Source organism: Clostridium sp. AF27-2AA (genome assembly GCF_003478505.1).
Classification (GTDB): Bacteria; Bacillota; Clostridia; order Lachnospirales; family Lachnospiraceae; genus Brotaphodocola.
Map to the genome: position 1 here is coordinate 78,479 of NZ_QUFI01000005.1, position 23,417 is coordinate 101,895.

10 protein-coding genes and 1 tRNA gene are annotated in these 23,417 nt (G+C 53.6%); 9 read left to right on the forward strand and 2 right to left on the reverse strand.

The window, feature by feature from the left end:
- Positions 1-8 precede the first annotated feature (8 nt).
- From DWY84_RS04540 to DWY84_RS04560, 5 genes are all read left to right on the forward strand, one after another.
- Entirely contained in the window at positions 9-995 is a 987-nt protein-coding gene (locus DWY84_RS04540) for an ABC transporter ATP-binding protein (RefSeq protein ID WP_118531233.1), read from the forward strand.
- Positions 995-2,017: a dipeptide ABC transporter ATP-binding protein gene (locus tag DWY84_RS04545; RefSeq protein WP_118531235.1), complete on the forward strand. Its 1,023-nt coding sequence runs from the start codon at positions 995-997 to the stop codon at positions 2,015-2,017. The genes DWY84_RS04540 and DWY84_RS04545 overlap by 1 nt, the downstream gene beginning before the upstream one ends.
- 21 nt (positions 2,018-2,038) lie before the next feature.
- On the forward strand, positions 2,039-3,124 hold the full coding sequence (locus DWY84_RS04550; protein ID WP_118531236.1) for a dipeptide epimerase: 1,086 nt from the start codon (positions 2,039-2,041) through the stop codon (positions 3,122-3,124).
- Positions 3,121-4,524: a serine hydrolase domain-containing protein gene (locus tag DWY84_RS04555; protein WP_178716435.1), complete on the forward strand. Its 1,404-nt coding sequence runs from the start codon at positions 3,121-3,123 to the stop codon at positions 4,522-4,524. The genes DWY84_RS04550 and DWY84_RS04555 overlap by 4 nt, the downstream gene beginning before the upstream one ends.
- A gap of 96 nt (positions 4,525-4,620) precedes the next feature.
- A tRNA-Gly gene (locus tag DWY84_RS04560) sits at positions 4,621-4,691 on the forward strand.
- A gap of 36 nt (positions 4,692-4,727) precedes the next feature.
- Here DWY84_RS04560 and DWY84_RS04565 read toward each other — a convergent pair.
- Both DWY84_RS04565 and DWY84_RS04570 read right to left on the reverse strand, forming a co-directional pair.
- Complete coding sequence (locus tag DWY84_RS04565) at positions 4,728-5,309, reverse strand: hydrolase (RefSeq protein ID WP_118531240.1); 582 nt, start codon at positions 5,307-5,309, stop codon at positions 4,728-4,730.
- Positions 5,310-5,387: 78 nt separating this feature from the next.
- Positions 5,388-5,621, reverse strand: coding sequence for a FeoA domain-containing protein (locus DWY84_RS04570; protein WP_118531242.1), 234 nt, complete (start codon positions 5,619-5,621; stop codon positions 5,388-5,390).
- Positions 5,622-5,845: 224 nt separating this feature from the next.
- Between DWY84_RS04570 and DWY84_RS04575 the strand changes: the two genes are divergently transcribed.
- From DWY84_RS04575 to DWY84_RS04590, 4 genes are all read left to right on the forward strand, one after another.
- Positions 5,846-7,399, forward strand: coding sequence for an ABC-F family ATP-binding cassette domain-containing protein (locus tag DWY84_RS04575; protein ID WP_118531244.1), 1,554 nt, complete (start codon positions 5,846-5,848; stop codon positions 7,397-7,399).
- A gap of 178 nt (positions 7,400-7,577) precedes the next feature.
- Entirely contained in the window at positions 7,578-8,462 is an 885-nt protein-coding gene (locus DWY84_RS04580; protein WP_118531246.1) for a DUF6273 domain-containing protein, read from the forward strand.
- Positions 8,463-8,478: 16 nt separating this feature from the next.
- Positions 8,479-12,078, forward strand: a complete 3,600-nt coding sequence (locus tag DWY84_RS04585) for a hypothetical protein (protein ID WP_118531248.1) — start codon at positions 8,479-8,481, stop codon at positions 12,076-12,078.
- Positions 12,079-12,150: 72 nt separating this feature from the next.
- Positions 12,151-23,019: a hypothetical protein gene (locus tag DWY84_RS04590; RefSeq protein ID WP_118531250.1), complete on the forward strand. Its 10,869-nt coding sequence runs from the start codon at positions 12,151-12,153 to the stop codon at positions 23,017-23,019.
- Positions 23,020-23,417: the final 398 nt, after the last annotated feature.

A 23,417-nucleotide genomic window follows, 5' to 3' on the forward strand; every position in this document is an offset into this window, starting at 1 on the left:
TATGAGAGATGGCAGAGAATATTTTACAGGTAAAAAATTTAAAAACCTACTTTCATACTGAGGCCGGACTTGTGAAAGCGGTTAACGATGTTTCCTTCAATGTGGAAAAGGGTAAGACCCTCGGCATTGTAGGTGAGTCCGGCTGCGGAAAAAGTATCACTTCCTTATCGATCATGGGTCTGGTAGAGCGTCCCGGTAAGATCGAGGGCGGTGAGATCCTGTTTGAGGGGGAAGACCTCTTAAAGATGACGGAGGCTCAGATGCGCGACATCCGCGGCAAGAAGATTGCCATGATCTTCCAGGAGCCGATGACATCCTTGAATCCGGTTTATACCATCGGACAGCAGCTGATCGAGGCCCTGCTCCTTCATGAGAAAATGACCAAGCAGGAAGCAAAAGCCCGCGCCATCGAGATGTTAAAGCTGGTTAAGATCCCGCTTGCGGAGCGCCGCTTCGACGAGTACCCGCATCAGCTTTCCGGCGGTATGCGTCAGCGTGTCATGATTGCCATGGCACTCTGCTGTAATCCGGCTATGCTGATCTGTGATGAGCCGACTACTGCGCTGGACGTAACCATTCAGGCGCAGATCCTGGACCTCATCAATGAGTTAAAAGAAAAGACCGGAACCTCCGTTATGATGATTACCCACGACCTGGGTGTCATCGCAGAGGTTGCGGATGATGTTATGGTTATGTACGCAGGCAAGGTCGTTGAGCACGCAAGCTGCGACCAGATCTTTGACAAGCCGATGCATCCGTATACGGACGGACTGATGAAGTGCATTCCGAAGCTGGATGATGACGACACCAAAGAGCTGAGCGTTATCAAGGGCATGGTGCCAAGCTTTGATGATATGCCGGCAGGCTGCGCGTTCTGCCCGAGATGTCCGCAGGCCCGCGAGATCTGCCGTCAGAAGATGCCGGAGTTAGTCGAAGCCGAGGGCCGCAAAGTGCGCTGCTTTAAATATACGAAGGAGTGGGAGGAGAACATCTGATGAGTGAAGTAAATGAAAAGACCCCGCTTCTGGAGGTCCGGAACCTGCGGAAACTGTTCGCGGGAAAATCTTCCTTCTTCCAGAAAGATAAGTCATGGATCAAGGCGGTGGACGATGTATCCTTTACCCTGAATCCGAAAGAAACCCTGGGTGTGGTTGGTGAGTCTGGCTGCGGTAAATCTACCATGGGCCGCTCTGTGCTTCGTCTGATCGAGCCGACCTCCGGCGAGATCTTCTATAAGGGAAAGGATTTCACCAAGGCAAGCGGCCAGGAGCTGCGGAAAATGCGCGCAGATATGCAGATCATTTTCCAGGATCCGTACGCATCCTTAAATCCGAGAATGACCATCGGCGAGATCATTGCCGAGCCGTTAAATATTCAGAAACGCTATAAGACCCAGGAGGAGACCCGGGCACAGGTGTTAAAGGTGATGGAGGTCGTAGGACTGAACACCAAATACTACAACCGCTATCCTCACGAGTTCTCCGGCGGACAGCGTCAGAGAATCGGTATTGCCCGCGCGATCGTGCTTAACCCGTCTCTGGTAGTCTGCGATGAGCCGGTATCCGCACTGGATGTTTCCATCCAGTCTCAGGTACTGAATCTGCTGCGCCAGCTGCAGGAATCCATGGGAATGGCATATATCTTCATTTCCCACAACTTAAGCGTTATCAAGCATATTTCAGACCGTGTCATGGTTATGTATCTGGGACATGTGGTAGAGCTGGCGGACAAGAAAGAGCTGTTTGCGAACCCGTCCCATCCGTACACCCAGGCCCTGCTGTCCGCAATTCCGGTACCGGAGCGCCATTCCAAGAGAAAGAAGATCATTCTCCAGGGTGATCTGCCGAGCCCGGCAAATCCACCGTCCGGATGTATCTTCCATACCCGCTGTTTCATGGCTCAGGAAATCTGTTCCACACAGAAGCCGGAGCTTAGGGACATCGGAGGAGGTCATCTGTGCGCCTGCCATTTTTGCAATGGAGCCTGTGCACAGAACGGAACTACAGAAGAAAAATAATGGAGGAGGTATAAAAGTATCATGAAAATTACCAACATTAAGACCTACAGAATGCAGGTGCCGCTGGTGCGCCCGTTCCGCATTGCACTGGGCCTCATCACTCACGCAGTCAGCTGCCTGGTTGAGGTTGAGACCGATGCCGGCATCACCGGTTATGGTGAGGGCTCTCCGGGACCGCTGATCACCGGTGAAAACCTCGATGGAACCATCGCTACCGTAGAGCGTCTGAAGGAGAAGCTGATCGGCATGGATCCGCGTGACATGGAGGCAATCTATACCGTGATGAACCGTACCGTAGCGTATGCAGGTACTGCAAAGGCAGCCATCGACCTGGCATGCCATGACATCATCGGCAAGAGCACCAATCTTCCGCTGTATAAGGTTCTGGGCGGACTTTCCGGCGAGATCGAGACAGATATGACCGTTGGCATCGATGATCCGGCAGTCATGGCAGAGCATGCAAAGGCACATGTGCAGGCAGGCTTTAACGTGATCAAGACCAAGGTCGGCGTAGACTTTGCTTCCGATCTGGCAAGAGTCCGCGCAATCCGTGAGGCAGTCGGTGACCAGGTGAAGATCCGTCTGGACGCAAACCAGGGCTGGAAAGCCAAGGAGGCTGTTGAACTCATCAACCGTCTGAATGAGTACGATATCGAGCTGGTAGAGCAGCCGGTTCCGCGCTTTGATTTTGAGGGATTGAAATTCGTGACTGCCCACAGCTCTGTGCCGATCATGGCAGATGAAAGCTGCTGGGACTCCAAGGATGCCCTGCAGTTAGTATCCCAGCGAGCTGTAGATCTCATCAACATCAAGCTGATGAAGTGCGGCGGCCTGTATGAGGCAAAGAAGATCACTGCGATCGCAGAGGCAGCAGGCGTGGAGGTCATGCTGGGCTGTATGGCAGAGGAGAGCGGTATCGGCGTAACCGCGGCAGCTTCCCTGGGCGCGGCATTAAAGAACATTACACGTGCGGATCTGGACGCAACCTTCTCCTTAAAAGAGCTTCCGTACGAGGGCGGCTTTACCGTAAAAGATACCAGACACCTGATCCTTTCCTCTGATCCGGGCCTTGGCATCAAATGTCTGAAAAAGGAGATGCTGGCATGAACCGTATGACGCAGGAGGGCAAGGCAAAGCTGGAAGAGCTGGTTGCCCGCGTAATGAAGGATGGCCAGGCCCGCGGTATCGCGGTCGGCATCGTCAATGCAGCCGGAGAGATCCAGTACGAAAATTACTTCGGTTACCGTGACGCGGAGAACAAGCTCCCGATCACCAGAGACACCATCTTCGGTATGGCATCTGTGACCAAATCCTTTACGGCACTGTCCATCATGCAGATGCAGCAGGACGGCCTTTTAAAGGTAGATGATCCGGTTTCCAGATACATTCCGGAGTTCACCAACAAGAATCAGTCTGAGCCGGTTAAGCTGTGGCATTTGATGTGCCACAGCGGCGGCTATTTCCCGCTTCCGCGTATTGTAGTGGATAAGACCGCGCAGGAGATGGGAATTGAGGATTCCCTGGATGCAGAGCTCATTTACCGGGAAGACTTTGCAGAGGAAGGCATCCGCCGTGTGGCAGGCCGCCTGGATTCCCAGACCCGTTTCACCGGACGTCCGGGACAGCGCATGAGCTACTGCAACGACGGTTTTGGTCTGCTTTCTGATATTGTGCGCCGTCATTCCGGTTATGGCTCCTTTGCAGAGTATCTGGATAAGAAGATCCTGAAGCCGATCGGTATGGACCGCAGCAATATCAGCTTTATCCGTAACAGCCAGGATGAAAATGCAGCAATCCTGTACTCTCTGGAAAATGGAACCTGGAGAGCTGACCGGGATTACCAGAACGACGCTTTCGTTTTACATGGAGGCGGTGGCATGAAATCCACATTGGGCGACATGATGAAATACGCAGTGATGTATCTGAATGAAGGCGTAGCGGGAAATGGAAACCGCATTGTGGACCGTTATTCTGTTCAGGAGATGGAGAAGCCGAGACAGTTTATGAAGCCGGGCATATACTATGGATACGGTCTGGAGACGAAGCAGGTAGGTGACCGTGCTGTTTATGAGCACGGTGGAAGCCTTCCGGGCGTATCCTCCAACTTCTCTTTCTGTCCGCAGGAAGAGGTTGGTATTGTAGTGCTGTGCAACACCATGGATGTTTCCGTGGCAGCCATCGCAGATGCAGCCCTGAATGCCTACTGCGGCCTTGAGGTCGAGGAAGAACGGCAGATCCACGCAGAACGCAGCTGGAGCGCCGAAGAACTGGAAGAGTTAGCCGGAAGCTATGTATCCGGTGAGGGTGATGCATTTACGCTGACTGTAGAAAACGGAACCCTGAGCATGAAGGTAAACGGAAATCCGACCGCACTTCAGGCCGTATATCCGTGGCAGGGTATGGTACGGAAAACCTATTCCGACATTTACCTGACTGCGATCCGTGACGAAGAAGGCCATGTATTTGCGGCGCGCTATGGCAGCCGGATCTTCCCGAAGGAAGCATAATCATTTTGAAAAGAGATTCCTGCTTTTTCAAAAAACAGGAATCTCTTTACTTTTTGAAAAATACGATTTATAATAAACAGTGTTTCCATAGAAAACGCAGGCGTAGTTCATTGGTAGAACATCAGCTTCCCAAGCTGAGGAGGCGGGTTCGATTCCCGTCGCCTGCTTCCTTAAAACCGCGTAGCTACGCGGTTTTTGTATTTTCAGGCCTCCATCTCCGCATTCACGGCGTCCTCGCAGGAGCGCATTGCCTCGATGGTCTTTGCAAAGAGCTCATCCAGCTCCCATCCCAGGCGTTCGGCACCGGTGCGGATGATGTCGCGGGAGCAGCCTGCAGCAAATTTTTTATCCTTGAATTTTTTCTTTAAGCTGGAAACCTCCATATCCCTGGTGCTTTTGGATGGGCGCATGCGGGCTGCGGCTCCGATCAGACCGGTCAGCTCATCTGCGGCGAACAGCACCTTCTCCATCTCATGGACCGGCTCTACATCGCAGCAGATGCCGTAGCCATGGGAGCAGATGGCATGGATCATGTCATCGCCGACACCGCCGGCCTTTAACAGCTCCGGTGCTTTTGTGCAGTGCTGCTCCGGGTAAAGCTCAAAATCAATGTCGTGGAGCAGTCCGCAGATTCCCCAGAAATCTTCCTCATCTCCGTAACCAAGCTCTTTTGCGTACCAGCGCATGACGCCTTCTACGGTGAGACCGTGCAGAATGTGGAACGGCTCCTTGTTGTAGGTTTTCAGTAAGTTCAATGCTTCATCTCGTGTGATCTGACTTATCATTTCGTGTCTCCTCCTGCTGGAAATTTTTTTCATTATACTGCGTCTGATGAAAATTGTTAAGCATTTGTTTTTGAAAGATCAGCGTTGGATTTCGGCAAAAATTTCGCCTGCAAGCTTTCGCGGCAGTAAAATCAGACGGCCGCGCACCCGGAATAAAAAGAGCCGCCTTCGGAGGGAACGGCACACGCAGTGTACGGCTTCATCGGGAATAAAGCCCTGCCGGGCAAGCTTCTCCCGGCGTGCCGGTTCACTGGCGATCCAGATGATGCGGGCATCGGAGGCAGGGGGAATGTGGCTGAGCGGAAGTACCATGGAATCACCTGGTCATGTTTGCCGGGGCCATGTGACAGGCAGAGCGCCGGGTTCACACGGACCGGTGCGTAATTACCATAAGATATGCGCAAATTCCGGGAAAAGAGCTTGCCACCGCAGAATTTGTTAGGTAAAATAGTAGCATTCGCAAAATACGGCATAGCCGCAGATTTCAATATTTTGCAGAGATTGTTTGTGTCTGAGAGGTTTTGAGAGGAGTTTTCATGAGTATTTTAAATGTAGAGCATTTAAGTCACGGATTTGGTGACCGGGCTATTTTCCAGGACGTTTCGTTCCGTCTGTTAAAGGGTGAGCACATCGGTCTGGTGGGCGCCAACGGCGAGGGTAAATCTACCTTCATGAGCATTATCACCGGCAAACTGCAGCCGGATGAGGGAAAGGTCGAGTGGGCAAAGCATGTGCGTGCCGGTTATCTGGACCAGCACACCGTACTGGAAAAGGGCATGACCATCCGCGATGTGTTAAAGAGCGCGTTCGCGTATCTGTTTGAGATGGAAGAGCAGATGAATGCCATCTGCGATAAGATGGGTGAGGCATCCGAGGACGAGATGAATGCCATGATGGAGGAGCTGGGCACGATTCAGGATCTTCTGATGGCCCATGACTTTTATATCATTGACAGCAAGGTAGAAGAGGTAGGCCGCGCACTGGGCCTGCAGGAGATTGGCATGGATAAGGATGTTTCCGAGCTTTCCGGCGGCCAGCGTACCAAGGTGCTTCTGGGAAAGCTGCTTCTGGAAAAGCCGGACATCCTGCTTTTGGATGAGCCGACCAACCATCTGGATGAGCAGCATATTGAATGGCTGAAGCGTTATCTGCAGGAGTATGAGAATGCCTTTATTCTGATCTCCCATGATATTCCATTCTTAAACAGCGTTATCAACCTGATCTACCACATGGAGAACCAGAAGCTGGACCGTTATGTGGGCGATTACGATCATTTCCAGGAAGTTTATGCAGTAAAGAAAGCACAGCTTGAGGCCGCTTATAAGCGCCAGCAGCAGGAGATTGCCGAGCTGGAGGACTTTGTGGCCCGCAACAAGGCAAGAGTTTCCACCCGGAACATGGCTATGTCCCGCCAGAAAAAGCTGGATAAGATGGAGGTCATTGAGCTGGCGAAGGAGAAGCCGAAGCCGGAATTTAATTTTATGGAGGCCCGTGCTGCCGGCAAAATGATCTTTGAGGCGAAGGACCTGGTGATCGGCTACGACGAGCCGCTGACCCGCCCGTTTGACATCAGCATGGAACGCGGCGAGAAGGTCGTCTTAAAGGGCTCCAACGGAATCGGAAAGACTACCCTGTTAAAGAGTATCCTGGGCCTGATCCCGGCACTTTCCGGCAGCGTGGAGTTAGGTGATTATCTGTATCTTGGCTATTTTGAGCAGGAGATGGCACAGGGAAATACCACCACCTGCATTGAGGAAATCTGGAAGGAATTTCCGTCCTACACCCAGTATCAGGTGCGTTCTGCCCTGGCAAAATGCGGTCTTACCACCAAGCACATTGAGAGTCAGGTACGCGTTCTGTCCGGTGGTGAGCAGGCAAAGGTAAGATTATGTAAACTGATTAACCGGGAGACCAATGTGCTCCTCTTAGACGAGCCGACCAACCATCTGGATGTGGATGCCAAGGAAGAACTGGCCCGTGCCTTAAAGGCCTACAAAGGCAGCGTCCTTCTGATCTGTCATGAGCCGGAATTTTACGAAGGCTTTGCGACCCGTGTGGTAGACTGCAGTGAATTCTGCCTGCGCGGATAGTGTCATTTTTTGTCGATGAACTTTTCTTGTACTGTGATCGTTACTGTGCTATGATGATGGCACAGTAACGAGTCATCTGAAATCTTAGTTTTTCCAGTTATCTCAAGTTATTTTTCAGATTTCATTTATTTATTTCCAAGTTTAAAACAGAAAAAATTAAAAAAGAGAGGGGGATGCGATGCAGGCTGAACAAAGGGGGCAGTGTCTGATTTTGCTGCTGTGCGCCTGGGCCTTTCTGACGGCGGGACCGGCGCTTTGTGTTTATGGGGCGCAGGAGAAGAAACAAAATACAAAAGCTGCCTGGGAAGAGCGCGCATTTTCAGCACATCAGGCGCGGCAGCTTCGGCACTGGAATATCGGTGATACGGTAACCCGGAAGATTGATGGGAAATCATACCGGTTTCGCTGCATTGACCAGAACTATGCGGATCATATGGGCGGCCACAAAAGTGGCGCGCTGTTTCTCTGCGACGAGGTAATTCCGGCTAATACTGGTTCCAGATATGAGTTTGAGACACCGGGGGACCGCGATCACGGCTATGTGTATAAACCAGGGCCGATTGTGTGTTTTGGAAATTCGGCAGATTACAAATATTCTGCGGTCCGCGGGTGGCTTTCCCGCTTTGCGGAAGAATTTGCGGATGCGGAAATGGTTAATACAGGCGTGGAATGGGGATATTTCGGGAAAACAAAGGAGGAATGCTGGGAGCAGTTTCCGGAAGGTGGGCTGACGGCGCAGTATCTTGGGAGCCAGAAAATGGAAGACCGGCTGTTTATTCTGTCGGTGGACGAAGCATACCGTTATCGGAACTGGCTTTGGAAATTCGGAGCGGTGAAACGAAAGAATCCGGAGACCCAGATCAGCGAATTCTGCAAAGGCTACTGGCTTCGGACGCCTTGTGGAACGGCAGAGGGAAGCCAGATTTATATCGTGGATCTGGTTCAGGGAAATATACGGCCAGAAGCGGTGCAGACAGCGGAAACGGAAAAGCAGGATGATGAGATGAAGGTTACGGGAACTACGGGGGTGCGGCCGGTATTTGTTCTGCCGCAGAAGAACTGATGTATAAGGGGGATGTATGAAGAAGAACAGGAAGGTATTTCATATCAGACGCCAGACCGCGTCTGCCATGGCGGTGGTACTGGCCGTATTATCACCGGGGATGTTTCCGGCAGGCTTGGCTATGGCCGAGAGCGCGGGAACGCTTGCGCCGGTTATGCGAAATGGGTATGCCCGGGCAACGGAGAGTGACGCAGAGGGGGATTTGCAGGATTTCGATGAGGAAAATCTGGATGAAGTGGAACTGGAGGCAGATCTGATCACGGATTTTGATAAGAATATGGAAGCAGACCAGGGCGGATATGCCCGGGCTACAGATTCCGACGCCGATGAAGAGCTGGATGACATAGACCTTGCCACCGCATCGGACGCGCGGCAGGTGGAGCTGGCTACCGCGTCCGATCTGGCTCTGCTTGCGGCGGAGCTTCCGGTCACCGGGGATTTGTGGACGGACTGGAACGGCAACGTGAATTTTCCGGGAGAAGGAACCCGGGAAGACCCGTACCAGATAGAAACATTATCTCATCTGATGGGACTTTCCGAGGCGGTGGCGGCAGGAAACGATTATAAGGATTGCTATTTTGAGCTGACGCAGAGCCTGGATCTGGGCGGTATTTCCATCAATCTGGGAAACTGGAATCCCATTGGCTGGTATCGTGACCACTCAGAATTTGGCGGCAATGTGATCACACCGTTTCGCGGACATTTCGATGGCTGTGGAAATACCATAACTGGTCTGAAAATCATCGGGGAACTCCGGGGCCTGACAAACCTGGGATTGTTTGGCGTGATAGACGGTGGCAGCGTGGAAAATCTGGAAATCCATGCAGACCAGATCAGCGGCGCGGACCGGGCAGGGCTTCTGGCCGGTACCATAAAAAACGGCGCAGTAATCCGAAATGTCACGGTATCCGGTTATGTGTATTCAGAGCAGGATGCGGGTGGAATCGCGGCGGTACTTTGCGGAAGCGGAAAGGGAACAGCAGCCGGAACCCAGATTCAGGAGTCGGACGGTTCCGTCATTGTGGAGAACTGCCGGGCAGAGGGAATTGCCATGAACAGTGCCGGAACCGATGGCGCAGTGGGCGGCATTGCCGGTAAGGCAGAAAAAGCTTATCTGGTTGACAACGTGGTCATTACCCAGAACGGAGTTTCTGACCGGATTCACGGAAAGGGCTATATCGGTGGCATTGCCGGTATTATGAACCAGAGCGGCATCTATAATTCTTACGTAAACGGAACCATTGGAGGAAATGGAAGCCGCGCGGCAGGCGGCATTATTGGAAAATACGAGAGTGGAAACCTGATTCTGGCCCGCATGGCAGGCAGTATCTCGCGAACCAACAACGGCAGTGCTTCCCGGGAGGGAACTTTTATAGGAACCCGCGATAGCGGTGCCCGCTTCACCTATGGAACCGAGCGTGACAGCCGCGTTTCCTATCTTTTTACCAATACACCGGCTAAGGCAAAGCAGGTTTTCGGGAGCACGCTTGACGGTGACAACCGCTTTTCGGAGGACGCCCACATCGGCTACTGGTCTGACCTGGAGCGCAAGTACAAAACCGTAGCAGGACAGATCGAGCACGACTGCGGGGACCGGTTTTTTTATGAGGAGCTGGAGGACGGAGTCCGCTACATCGTCACTCAGAAGCTGGGGAGGGAATTTACCATGGAGGGTTACAAAAGGGATCTGCCCTTTGCCATGGACCACTTTGCGCCGGGGTTTATGGGAGAACCCACAAGAGGATATCTGGTCTACATTCCGCGTATCGACGCGAAAAATGCCAATGGAACCTACGATACCGATGTGGCGGTGCTGACGGCCATCTCATCTACGGGAAGCTCCTATTACCGGGATGTGGATAAGGATCATCCGTCTGCCATTAAGGCGGGAGCGGTAGTGACGGTTGCGACTGCCCCGAAAAACACAGCTGCGGACCGTTACCAGATGATTGTGGATACCAGCGAGGCCGGCGGAGTAAAACCTCCTACTTATTTGGATGAGGATGGAAAGGAGCAGCTGATGCAGTATGTGAGCGGCGGGGCGTATTCCTTTATTATGCCGGAGTGCGACACAAAACTGGGCGCGGAGTATGTCAAGGTGACCACGAAGCTGGAGACGGATCCGGCGCAGACACGCATTTCGGTGGTGCAGACCCGGAGCGGAGACCGCAAGCATCCGCAGCTCGTCACGGAAGTGAAGAATGAGGACGGAATTCTGATTGCCCGCTACGTGGATGGAAAGCAGGATCACAGCGTGGAGGTGCAGCCGGTGCTGATTCATGTGGAACACAATGGAAATGGACAGACCATAGACCGGACCGTGCGCTGGCTGGTGGACGATACAGATCTTCTGGAGAATCGTTCGGAGACCGGTTATACAATGAAGGACGCATCGATTCTGCCCAATATGAATTCGGCATTTATTACCAATATCATAAACCGGGAGGTGCAGGCCCAGGCGGCGAACCAGTACCGGGAGAAGATTCAGGATACTGTCTACACCCGGTATGGTGTGGTGTCCGCAGTGACGAACCCGGAGACTTCAGTGAATCATCGGGCACTTTACGCGAACTGCCGTGTGGCGGTGGATTTTCAGATTGTGGATCTGACTACAGTGCGCGTGGAGACCTTAAGCCTGAACCAGACGGAAGCCCTGTTTACAATTACCAGAAGGCTGACGGGAAGCTGCTATCAGCCGACAGAAACGCTTTCTGTCAGCGGGCCGGTGGTGCTGACAGCTGCGCTGAACCCGGAACATCCCTTTTATGAGCAGGTAAGCTGGAAGGATACGGAGAGCGGAAAAAATCTCCGGCTGGAACCATCCGGGGCCAATCAGCAGAACTGTAAGATTTCACTGGTGTGGGATCCGGAAGGAGAAACAAACCCTGCCTGGATCCAGAACCTGATCCATCGTGACCGCGCTCTGAAACGGGAGAAGCCTCTGGAGAAAGTCAGTGGAAGCGGGGAGAAGACAGAGCTGGTCACGGCAGTCAGTGAAGACCAGACTCATGGTCATATTCAGGCGCAGTGCCGTGTGCGGATCGTTTTTGTCACGGAGGATGATACGGTTCCGAAAATCAGCACAGGCGGTTCTGGCGGAGGATCCTCAAAAGGCTCCGGTGGAGGAGGCGGTGGCGGCGGTTCCACCGGCATTACATCCGGCGGAGTGACAAAAGCAGCGGGACCGTCAATGCCGTCCTATGTGGTGACAGGTACCTGGGTGCAGAATGCGGCAGGACAGTGGATGTTCGCGGATCAGGAGCGGACCTACGCAAAGGAGTGGGCAGCAGTCCACAATCCGTATGCCAGCGCTGAGAACGGACAGAGTGCCTATGACTGGTTCCGGTTTGACGAGGCCGGATTTCTCATGACCGGCTGGTATCAGGATGAGGCCGGAGACCGTTATTACCTGAATCCGGCATCTGACGGAACTCAGGGACGTATGCTGACCGGCTGGAACTGGATTGACGGACAGTGCCTGTACTTTGAAGAAGAATCCAACGGAAGCCGCGGCGCGCTGAAACGCAATGCGGTTTTGGCAGATGGCAAACAGACTAATGAAAATGGTGCGTGGATCGTGAACGGGGTGGTACAGCGCCAGGAGACAGAGCGGTAAAGGAGGAGAAAACTTCCCGGGAGAGCAGAAAAACTGTCGTGAAATGGGAAGAAAAACAGGGGAGACAGATGTATGGGAAAACGAGTGGAGCGAAAGAAAAAATCCGTGACCAGGGCAGCCGCTTTTTTGCTGGCAGTAATTTTGTTCAGTGGCAGGCTGCTTCCGATCATACCGCTGCTGCCATGGAAGGCAGAGGCGGCTCGTCAGGGGGACACAATGACTGCCTATGGTGCCGGCTTTCATCATTACTGCATTGATGGAACCGGAGCAAACCGGGCACTGATCGATGGGGATGAGTATACATATATTCTGCCTTCGGAGACACTGACCCGGGAAGAAATGGCGCTGGTGTTCTGGGGCATGCTGACGCTGCAGGCCAGTTTTGGCAATGTGCCGCAGGTTAACGCGGTAGTCCGGAATATTAATGAGGGAGCGGCCGCGCAGGGCGTGCCTGCAATCTCAAGCCTGGTCACGGAAGCAGATTTAAAGCTGCTGATCCATTCGTCCGCCGTGCGGGAAAAATATGCGTGGCTGAAGGCAGTGCTGGCGCAGGAAGAGACATATCTGCGTCTGGCAGGTCTTCTTGGCGGGACCGGAGGCGGCGGTAAAACTGGCATTCCGGCGGCCTTGCAGGGGCATACGCAGACAGGAAATCCGGCCGCGCTTACCCCGGTGCTGGGAGCAGAGCGTTCTGGCGAATATGTTCTGAACTTTGATCCGTCCGGGGCGGATGCGGAGTTTATCCGCAATGTTCCATTGAAATATTCTTCTACCGGGGCAGAGGGCTCGTTTACCACGCAGCTGCCGTCTGGCTGGGTCTGCCAGAAAACCGATTCGCAGATCCGTCTTACGAGCATGGGAAGCAGCGGCAGCCTCTACCTGATGTTCGATGTCCGCGGCACGCGCTATGCTTCCGGAGGCGGGACCTTTTCATCTCCGGAGGAAGTGTACGAGCAGTGCCTGCAGATCTGGCGCTGCAGCCGCTGCTGCGGCACTCATCGCCAGATGTACAATGGCGCGGCCCCGCTGTCGGCACACCAGCGTCTTGCCTTTGTGGAAGTGAATGCGCCGGAGCTTTGCTATTATGCCGGGACCGGAGGCGGGCAGACAACGCCGGAAGAGGGCGGTGTGGCTTTCCGGATTTACCGCCATGAGGAGGACTGGACTTCCACCTATAATGTCCGTCTGAGAAAGTATGACCACGAGACTGGAAAGGCATTGGAGGATGCTGTCTTTTCCTTATATGAGAGATTTGATGACAAGGACCAGATTGATACTGGCCGGGATGGAGCCGCGCATCTTTATGCCGGGGGCGCGCCTTACAAAAGCTTTCATAAAGACAGCCCGGTGCTTTGGGAGGATTTCCGCTTTGTGTCACCTATGATGACGGACGGAGCAGGTGAGGCAGAGAAAACAGTGGAGCATGGCTATCATTACGATAAGACCTTCTGCGACGGACATCCGGCTCCGGTTTTTGTGCCGGTTCCGGAGGAGGAAGAGGATGAGGAAACCGGAGAAATTGAAAACCAGGCAGAGATAGACGCGGCGAAGGAAGAAAACCGGCGTCTGGCATCCATCTGGCTCAATACCTTTGCGTCCTGCGCATCCTGGGCTTCGGAAAATTTTTCCGGCGTCCATTTTCACTGGCTTATGCCGGAGGTGGATCAGGGTGAGATCAGCCGGATCGCTTCATCTGGCGGGGAGGAAGGCGAAACACCGTCCGGAGGAACCACAGCTTCAGCAGATGGAGCGCGCGCCTATGCGGATTCCGGCTGCAGGGCGGATGCTGGAGAAACCTATGACCGTTTTATTGCCCTGAAATACAGCTATGCCATTGCGGAGGATACAGCCCGGGAAGGCTACACGCTCCACGGCAACCACAGCGATGACCTGTCCATCGAAGTCATTACCACCGATGCGTCTGAGAATGGAGCTAACGCTTCCTTTGCCGGAATTTACAGTTACGAGATCCGGGTGAATGACGGGGCAGCGGCTGAGGCGGCGCGGACTGTCCGTAAAGCACGCACACAGGCAGAAGCGGGGTGGCTGAGCGCAGAGCTCGGACAGGTGGAATCAGAGACCACAGAATCAGAAGCTCCACAGCGCAGAAAAGAGAGACGGTCCTTCTGGCAGAAAATCTTCCCGGTATTTTTCCTGGAGGAGACAGAGGAAGAGGCTTTGATTAATGACCGGAAACCAGAAAGTAATGGGACAGTGGGCGGCGCAGAGGCAAGCGCATCGAATGCGGAAACGGCTACTGCGTCAAATTCCGCCGCATTTGACTTCCAGGAGACAGAAGCATCAGACGAAGCGGAAGAGGTATCCATGCAGTGGATCCTGAAGCTGCAATTTCCGCGGCATGAGACAGCTGGTGAGGCGGTTCACCGGTCTGTCAGCCGTGCGGCACGATCCGGAGGAAGCAGTGGAGATCTGTTTGCGGATGCCTATAACCGCGGCCTGAATGCCGCAAACAGCGGAGCCGGGGTCAATCCCGGCCCGTCAGATCACTACAGCCATTGCAATGGTGGAGACGGCGAGGATGACTGGTGGCGGATCTACGATCACCGGACGGAGGGAGAGATCCATATCAACAAAAGAGATCTGGATCTGAAGGCCGGAGACAATGAGGCCTATGATTCTTATGGAGATGCTCAGGGAGACGCCGTGCTGGAGGGTGCGGTGTACGGCCTGTTCGCGGCGGAAGATCTGGTGCACCCGGATGGAAAGACGGGAGTCGTGTACCAGAAAAATGATCTGGTTGCCGTGGCCTCCACCGATAAAAATGGAGATGGTTCCTTCCTGGCCTGCACGGAAGCACCTGGCAGAACATACTGCTATGAAAACGGGCGGATAGAAAATCGTCCGGGCGGATGGAACCAGGCGGCACCATCCAATCTCTATGACCGGAGCCAGAGCTTTGATGATTATACAGAAGATGGCCGGTATCAGAGAAGCTACCCGGATTATCGGACGGCCAACGGAAACTGCTGGATCGGCAGGCCGCTTCTGATGGGGGATTACTATGTGAAAGAACTGAGCCGCTCCGAAGGTTACGAGCTTTCGATCGGAAACCGGAAGCACCCGTGGACGAATGCCGGGCAGGCCCCGGAGGTTTCGGCGGCAGAGTCAGAAGGCGCGGGGTATGCCGTGGTGACAAAGGGCTTGTACGCGGAACAGCAGGTGCAGTCCGGTGCCAGCGGCGCATACGGGGATCCGGCCTTTCAGGAACTGTTCTTTCAGGTAAACAGTGAAAAAAGCGGTGGTTTTGATCTGGTGTTTTCCGGCATTCCGGCGGGAAGCCGCCTGTATCGTCTGGATACCACTGTAAAAACGGAAACTGCGTCCGTTGGAACCGGACGTTTTACCGAGGTGGTGGAGACCGATGCATTGGGAAATCCCGTTTATGCCACGACGGAGTATGATGGACAGTATCCGAAATACGATGCGGGAGGGAATCTGCTTACGCGAAAACGCCCGGTAAACCGGACCGTGATGGACGTACCGTGCGCAGCGGTGGCGGAGCTGGACACAGTGCGGTGCGAGGAACTGCTTTTGCGTGCGGAGAGCGGAATGGATGAAGAAGCAGTTCTCACAAAGCTGAGACAACCATTTACGCGGGATGATCAGGAATTTGTCAAATATAAGCTGGAGCTGATTTTGCGGGCCCATGGAAAAGGAACTCCCAAACAGAATCAGGAGTCCGGTTCCCGCTACACAACACTGGACCGCCCGGTTTACGATACCGGTTACCGGAGCGGAGCGCAGATCAGCTTTGGTTCGCCGGTTGTCACGCTGCAGATTCCACGGACTCAGGAAAACGGGGATGTGGTAACGGCAGGAGAACTGCTGGCGGCAGTACTGGATTATTACCAGGAACACGCTTATCTGTCCTATGGCGGTGTGGACCGTGTGGAGGAAACAGAGGATGCGTTTGAAGTGTCCATCTATGCAGGACGCAGTGGAAGCCCGGAGTGCTTTTATGTTCCGGAGTCCGGGGAGCAGAGCGCGGCCTTTTATCTGCGCGTACCGGTGATGCCGGAATCTGGATCTCCGCGTTATACCTATGCTGTCTATACTGAGGAGGATGAAGCAGAAAGCTTTGGAACGTTTGTTTCCTCTGCGAGTGGTCGGGAAAACCCTGAACAGGAGAAAACTGCAGCATGGGCAAACAGGGAAACTCAGGACGAAGAGGAAACAGTTGTGTGGTCAGACCGCATGTCTGCGGTTCTGGTACCGGACGCGCAGGCGGAGCCGGATGGCAGCCTTGTGACCCGCTGTATCGCTGAAACGGTCTATTATGAGCCCGGGGAGATTCCGCTTGATGCGTCCGGAAAACGGATTCCGAAACTTTCTTATATAGAAGAAACGGTTATCGGGGAGACGCAGAAGCATTATGGAAACTGGACGGAACTTTCTTCCCGGACCGGGGAAACGGTCTGGCATGTGGAAAGCAGTTATACGGATTTTTATGGACAGACGCACCGGGATGATACCATGCAGCAGTATGCGTTTAAGCTGGTGCTTCCCGGCGCGGAGCAGACGGTGCTGACGGAAGAAGATCTGCCATATCTCACCGGAACCTGGGCACCTGGAGATACCATGGGAACGGCCGCCTATTATCAGAGCGTAAAAAGGGCCGGAGTCCGGGCTTATCTAAATCAGGAGGCAGGAATTGGCGGAGAAAACAGCTTTGTGAAGCGGATCAGCCTGGTTTATCCCGGGCAGAATGCGGTCTGGCAGGATGGAGAAGGGCGTCCGGGCAGCGGTACTTCGACAGAACCTCTGGCGTTGGAAGAGCGCGGCATCCGCCAGCGGGTCCGGGTCAGCAAAACGATAGAGAAAACCTCCTATCGCAATACTAGCTCTTACGCGGATGTGCACAAAGACTGGTGGACAGACCGCTATGATCAGGCAGAAGCGGTGGACAATTTTCGCTTTAAAGCGTACCTGAAATCCAATCTGCAGAATTTGTTTCGGGACGAAAACGGAACCGTGATCTGGCAGGACAGAAAGGGAACCGAGCGTACCTTTGCGGAGCAGGAGCAGGCCAATGCCCTGTTCCCGGAAAAAGTAAACCGGATTTATACCCGGGTACGCCACCGCACAGAGCCGCTATACAAGGATCCCCTGGATGCCGCGGTTTACAACGAACGGCTGTATGCTTACCAGGACGGAAAGATTCAGGCGCGGCCATCGCCGGGTTATACGGCGCTTTTGGAGACGGAGAAAGTCCTGATGGAGGACGGTGAAGAAATCCGCACCGTGAAACACCTGAATTACGAAAAATTTTTTGATGCCGTAGAGACCGCGAATCACGACAAATGGGATGAAGCGGCTCCCACCTGGACCAGCTGGCGCCCGGTAGGAAATATGGTAAACCGGAGTGAAGCCACTATCTGGAATACCGGAGTGTCTGACTGTGTGCGCCAGTTTGCCATCACCTGGTATCTGGATGATGAAATCGCGAAGCTGACAGAGGCGTCCGGGACACAGGCAGAGCAGCCGGAAATGCGGACAGAATCATCCGGGGCGCAGGTAGCAGCAGCTTCCGGGTACGTGGCAAAGCAGGGCAGTACATCATTTTCGGATGAGATTCTGGATCAGGGGCTGAAAAATGCCATTCAAAAAGCGCAAAACTACCTGAAACCGTTTTTCGCCTATGATCTGGACGGACTTTACGCCATTGCCTGGGATGAGGAAACGGGCGGCGGGGCAGACCGGGACCGGGCCACGCTGTCTGTGGATATACCCAATCAGGCTGGGGGCGGAGAAGCAATCATGGAATATTACGGCATATCTGCCATGCTTCCTTATGGGACTTATGTGGTTGTGGAGCAGCAGCCAAAGTATGCCAGCCTGGAAGATTTTAAGAACCGGCATTATGAGACAGACAAACCAAAGGAGATCGAACTGCCAGCAGTGTATTCCGATGAAGCAGGGGCGCAGGCATCTCCAGGAATGTTGGATTCATTTTACTGTTATAAGGCGTCCGACACGGCAGCAGAACTGGAAAAGCGGTATCAGATCCGTTTCCTGGAAGAATCCCATGTGATCCAGGCACACAGTGACCGTGGGGATTTCGAAATTTACAAATATGGAATGGAGACAGACCGGATCCGGAATGGAGCGGTGGAGCGTCCGGAGGCAGGAGATTATATTTCCCTGACCCAGTCCGAGTTTTGTCCGCGCCAGAATTACTATAACGCGCAGGATGACCGTACGGCAGGAATCGTGCCGTATTATCTGAGCGAAGGGCAGAGCGGGCGGGAGAGTGTGTCGAAGGTGTACCGCTATAGCTCGGTATCAGAGCAGGCGCAGATTGCGGATGATGTGTGTTATCCCGGCGGCCGCGGTACAGAGGACAATGTACCAGGGGTCTGGTACCAGGATGGTGTGGCGGCCATGCAGGGCTCACAGATGGCCTATGATGGCCATTATGCCCCGATGCTGGTGCCGTATTCTGTAGTCCGGGAGCCGGAAAGTGGCCCGGACAGTCTTGGCTATGCCAACGTCCGCTTCCGCAACCGGCTTTACACCGCAAGACTCCGACTGGAAAAACTGGATTCAGAAACCCATGAAAATATCCTGCATGACGGAGCCGTGTTCTGCATTTACGCGGCAAAGCGGGATGATACAAAGGACGGAGAAGGAAAAGTCCTCTTTTATGAAGAAGATACACAGATCGCTGGCTCAGAGGAATTTCTGACGGCTATGGGCGCGTTGGATATCCGGCCGGTACTCCGGGGCCGGAGCTTCCGGAGCCGTCTGATCGAAGTGCCGGAAAAAAGAAAGCGGAGCGCCACAGGTACCAGGGGTATCACAGATGGACTGGAAGCCACAGAACTCTGTACTGGTGTTGTTCCGGCAGGAACCCCGGTGTGTGAGGAATCGGAGCAGATTCTCCTGGGGGACCGGTCTGGCCTGCAGACAGGAGTCATGAAGGCTTTTGTGACCGTGCGGGACGGACTGGTAAGCAGACCCGGAAACCATTCAGAAAATGACCGTGGAGACAGTCAGGAAAATGGTTCTGAAAATGAGCCGGGCAGTGGGATGGAGTACCAGCTGCAGACAGTTGGATATCTGAATACACCCCAGCCGCTCTCAGCGGGAACCTACGTCCTGTGCGAGACCAGGCCTCCAGTGGGATATGCCCGCTCAAAACCGGTAGCGCTGGAAATTTATTCGGACCAGGTGACCTATTATCAGAACGGAACACCGGACAGCAGAGTCCTTGCGGCGATCTATGAGGATCCGGCAGATGAGCAGACGACTTATGGCACAAAGCCGCAAGATCAGAGCCATACGGCCCGGGTTTATCTGGAAAATGAACCGATCCGCCTGCAGGTGGAGAAGCTGGAGGCACAGCCGGAAAAGGAGCCTGCACAAAAAGCCGCCGCAGAGTATGCGGCAGGTGCCACTATGACGCTCTTTGACGCCATTGCCCTGACTCCGTCGGGCGATTCCCAGGATTTTGCGTATGAGGGACTGGTAATTGAGCGGAATGACGCAGGACATATTGACCGTATGTATGTAAAGGAAGGATACGGAGGAGAAAAGACAGAATTTCTCCCGGAACGGGACGAAGACGGGCACCTTTATACGGCATCCTGGCCGGCCGGCGTGGACCATTATGGTGAAATCGTCCATGCGGAAGGAAATGTCTGGAATTCCGTTACCGTCATGCGGCCGGACACGGATATCCTGTATTACGACCTGAGCGATCTGGTATTGGAAATTACGCCGGAGACAGATGGAAAAGACGGGCGTTATCAGGCCTTTGCCTGGAAAGGTGCCTTGAAATTTCTGGAATTTACAGGTGGTGACCTGACAAAACTGGCATACGATGCAAAAGATAAGATATTGACCGTGGACGCAGGAACCCATGTGTATCATCTGGGCCGGGACGGCGCGCGGGACGCTCTGGTAGATCCGTACACGGGCATGGCGTATGTCGTGCGGGATTTTGACGGAACCAATGGAAGCTGGGATCAGCTCCGGGGCCGGGATGGAACCGGCGCAGGAAAAAAACAGGTGCTTGTGTGGCCGGTCAATATTCGCCGGGACAGCTACGGTAATATCATTGCCCGGGACAAGATTACCACATTCCGCGCTGCGCTTGCCGGAAATGGAGAGGAGGCTTATCTGACCGGAAGCTGGAGGTCCGAAGCGGGAGAGGAAAGCCACAGGGAATCCACGCTTTCCCGGAATGCTCAGAGGCAGAATCTGAATGATGAGGTTCTCCTGGATGACAATAACGGAAGCTTTGAAAAGAGCATGGATCCGGTATATGACCGGCACGGACTGGTGACTTATTATCAGCAGAGCATGGAAACTTATGATAAGGCAGCAGAACTCTATGACCGAAACGGAGATTTTGTCCGTTCACAGCATTCAGATAATCTGGAAGCGTACAATCATGCCGCTTACGCGGTACAGGAGCACGAGATGCAGGTCGATGAAAACCAGGCGCTTTTACACCGGAACGGAGAAGCTTATGTAATGGAAAACACCTGGACGACATCGGAGCAGTACCCCAATGATCCGTTCACATCCGTCGTAAAGGAGGGAAGCGCTGATATTCTGGAGCGGGTTGCCGCCGGGACATATATTATGGAGGAGCTTGAGGCACCAGAAGGATTTGCAAAGGCGCTTCCGATGGGAATCTCTGTGGAAGAAACGGCCAGGATCCAGACAGTGACCATGGTCGATGAGCCGACAAAAACAGAATTTTCCAAAATTGACGGAGGTTCGGACGCATACGGGGATGCGGAAGGCAGCCTGACCACATCCGGGGAAAACTCGGCATTTGATTGTGGATATGTAAAAGGCGCGGTGCTTGGACTGTGGAAAACGGAGGGAGAATTCGCGGGAAAGAATGTGCGGAAAACGCAGAAAGGACAAGACACTGCAACATGCCAGCAGGAAGAAAATGCTGACTGGTATATGAAATGGACCACGGATGAAACTCCGCATGGGATTACACATCTTCCAGTTGGAAGCTATCTCTGGAAAGAAATTCAGGTTCCTTCCGGCTTTGTTTCCCACGATTCGGTAGCGGTCAGGGTAACTGACCGGCCGGAGCTGCAGAAATTTGAGATGAAGGAAGAACATACCCGGGTAGAGGTGGAAAAATACTGCCTGGAAAATGGAAAGGACAGCGCGGATGGGGAGGTGCCGGTGGCAGGAGCTGGTTTTACGCTGTATCCGGCAAAGCTGGACGCGGCGGGGAAGGTATGCCGGGACGAGGATGGACAGCTGCTTTATGTGGAAGACTCACCTGTGACGCACTGGATAACCGATGACGGTACCACGTACCGGGAATTCCCAACCGCTTTTGAAACCATGTATCTGGAACATGGCGCGAAGCCGGGAAGCAGCGTTGCCTGGGATGATGGAGTGGATCTGCGCCGGGCCGAATATGTGTCAGAACGGCAGAAAGAACTTCTGCGCCCGCAGGATCCGAAGCAGACGGTCTATACATACCGGACAGAGAGCGGTGCCTGCATCCGCATCGGAGTGACGAAGGAGCAGGATCCGCTGTCCGATCATCTTTACCGTTTCGAGTATCAGTTTGAGTGGCAGCAGCTTCCGGAGATCAATGCCTATGCCTGCACTTACCTGACTCTGGAAAATCACCAGCGGTTTGACTATCTGCCGGCAGAAAGCAGCTATGTACTGGTGGAAACGGAAGTGCCACCGGGGTTTGTCCGCGGGGAAGCAGTTCTGGTTACAGTGAAGGACACCGGGACAGTCCAGCTGTACCGGATCGAAAATGAGGAAGGAACGCTGCTCATCTCCAAAGTTTATGAAAACGGAAGCAAAGAACTGGCGGGGGCAAGACTGGCGCTTTACCGGGCAGATGAAGAAGGAGGGCTGACCAGAAGCAGCCGTTATCTGTTTGACTCCTGGGTGAGCGGCAGCGATGGCCGCTATACAGAGCTGGATGCCATCAATCACAGAATTCCACAGGGGTATGCAGAGGGAGATTTAAAGCCGCACCGGATCCGGCGTCTGCCGGATGGGACCTACTGGCTTGCGGAACAGGAAAGCCCGGCTTATTACACAACGTTTCAGCCGGTACAGATTGTTTATGAGTGGCAGCCGGAAATCCGGATTGTGCGCGTGAATGACCGGCCGGTGACAGGAAGACTGATACTGAAAAAGACTGATTCCGCAGGCGGTCCACTGGAGGGCGCGGTGTTTGAACTGAGGGCATATCCGGAAGCGGAGAGAAGCTGGGCGGCAGAAATTCTGTCCGGAAAAATTCCGGGAAGAACGGATATGCGGCAGCCTGTTTATTCTATGCGGCTGACGGCACCTGTAGAGAAAACGAATCTGCCTGTGGGGGCGGTGCTGGAGAATGGTACGATCCGTCCCTTCTGGTATGAACTGCGTGAGGTGGAAGCACCACCCGGTTACGAATTAAATCCAGAGGTGTTCTGCTGGCAGTTCGCGCCGGATACCGGCGTGGCATCCTATCCGTGGAACGGGCAGACACAGTATCAGATTATCGTGATAGACCGCAAAGCCCCGGAGCCGGAACCGCCCGGACCAGACACTCCCGAACCGGAGAAACCAGAGCCTGACACGCCGGAACCAAAGCCCCCGGAACCGCAAAAAACGGAAGAGCCACCGAAAACACCCAGTGACTTCGGGCATGAAAATCCAAAAACACCGCAGCCGGAAATTCAGCCGGTGTTCCGCATCGGGAAAATTCTTGCCTGGTATCAGCCTTCTTCGCCGGACGGCACAGGCTGGCTGTATCTGGGTCCGGATGGACGCTGGCGGCTCCGCCTTCCAAAGATGGGAGATGTGCGGCATACTCAGCTTTTATCGGGTCTGTTTCTTTTATCGGCAGCAGGACTGGGGCTGGCCGGATCCGGTACAAAACGCTGTGGCAGTCTCATAGGATGGCACGGAAAAAAGAAACGGAAAAAATAAGAAAATCAAAGGGCGAAAAGGTTTGGCAGTCCTTTTCGCCCTTTGATTTTGGGAATGGTAGGTATACAAAATAAAAGAAAATGTTTTAGGGGGGCCGGGCAGTTTCGGGCTGCCCGGTATGAGTATGAAAAAGCTTTGTAATTTCAAGTATGCACTTGAAACAAAGGTTCCATTACCCTTTCGGATAATGTACTTAAAGTATAAAAAAGAATTGTGACTAAACTGTGTCGCCATCATAAAAAAAATATAAACATAATAAAAAATAAAAAAACCCTTTCAAAAACCTCCTGGATTGTATATAATAAGAGAGATTAGAACGAAAAATGCGCTCTCTGCGCATATTCATGGATAGAAGTGGGAAACAAGGTAACTGCGAAGATACAAAGCAGTTAGGAAAC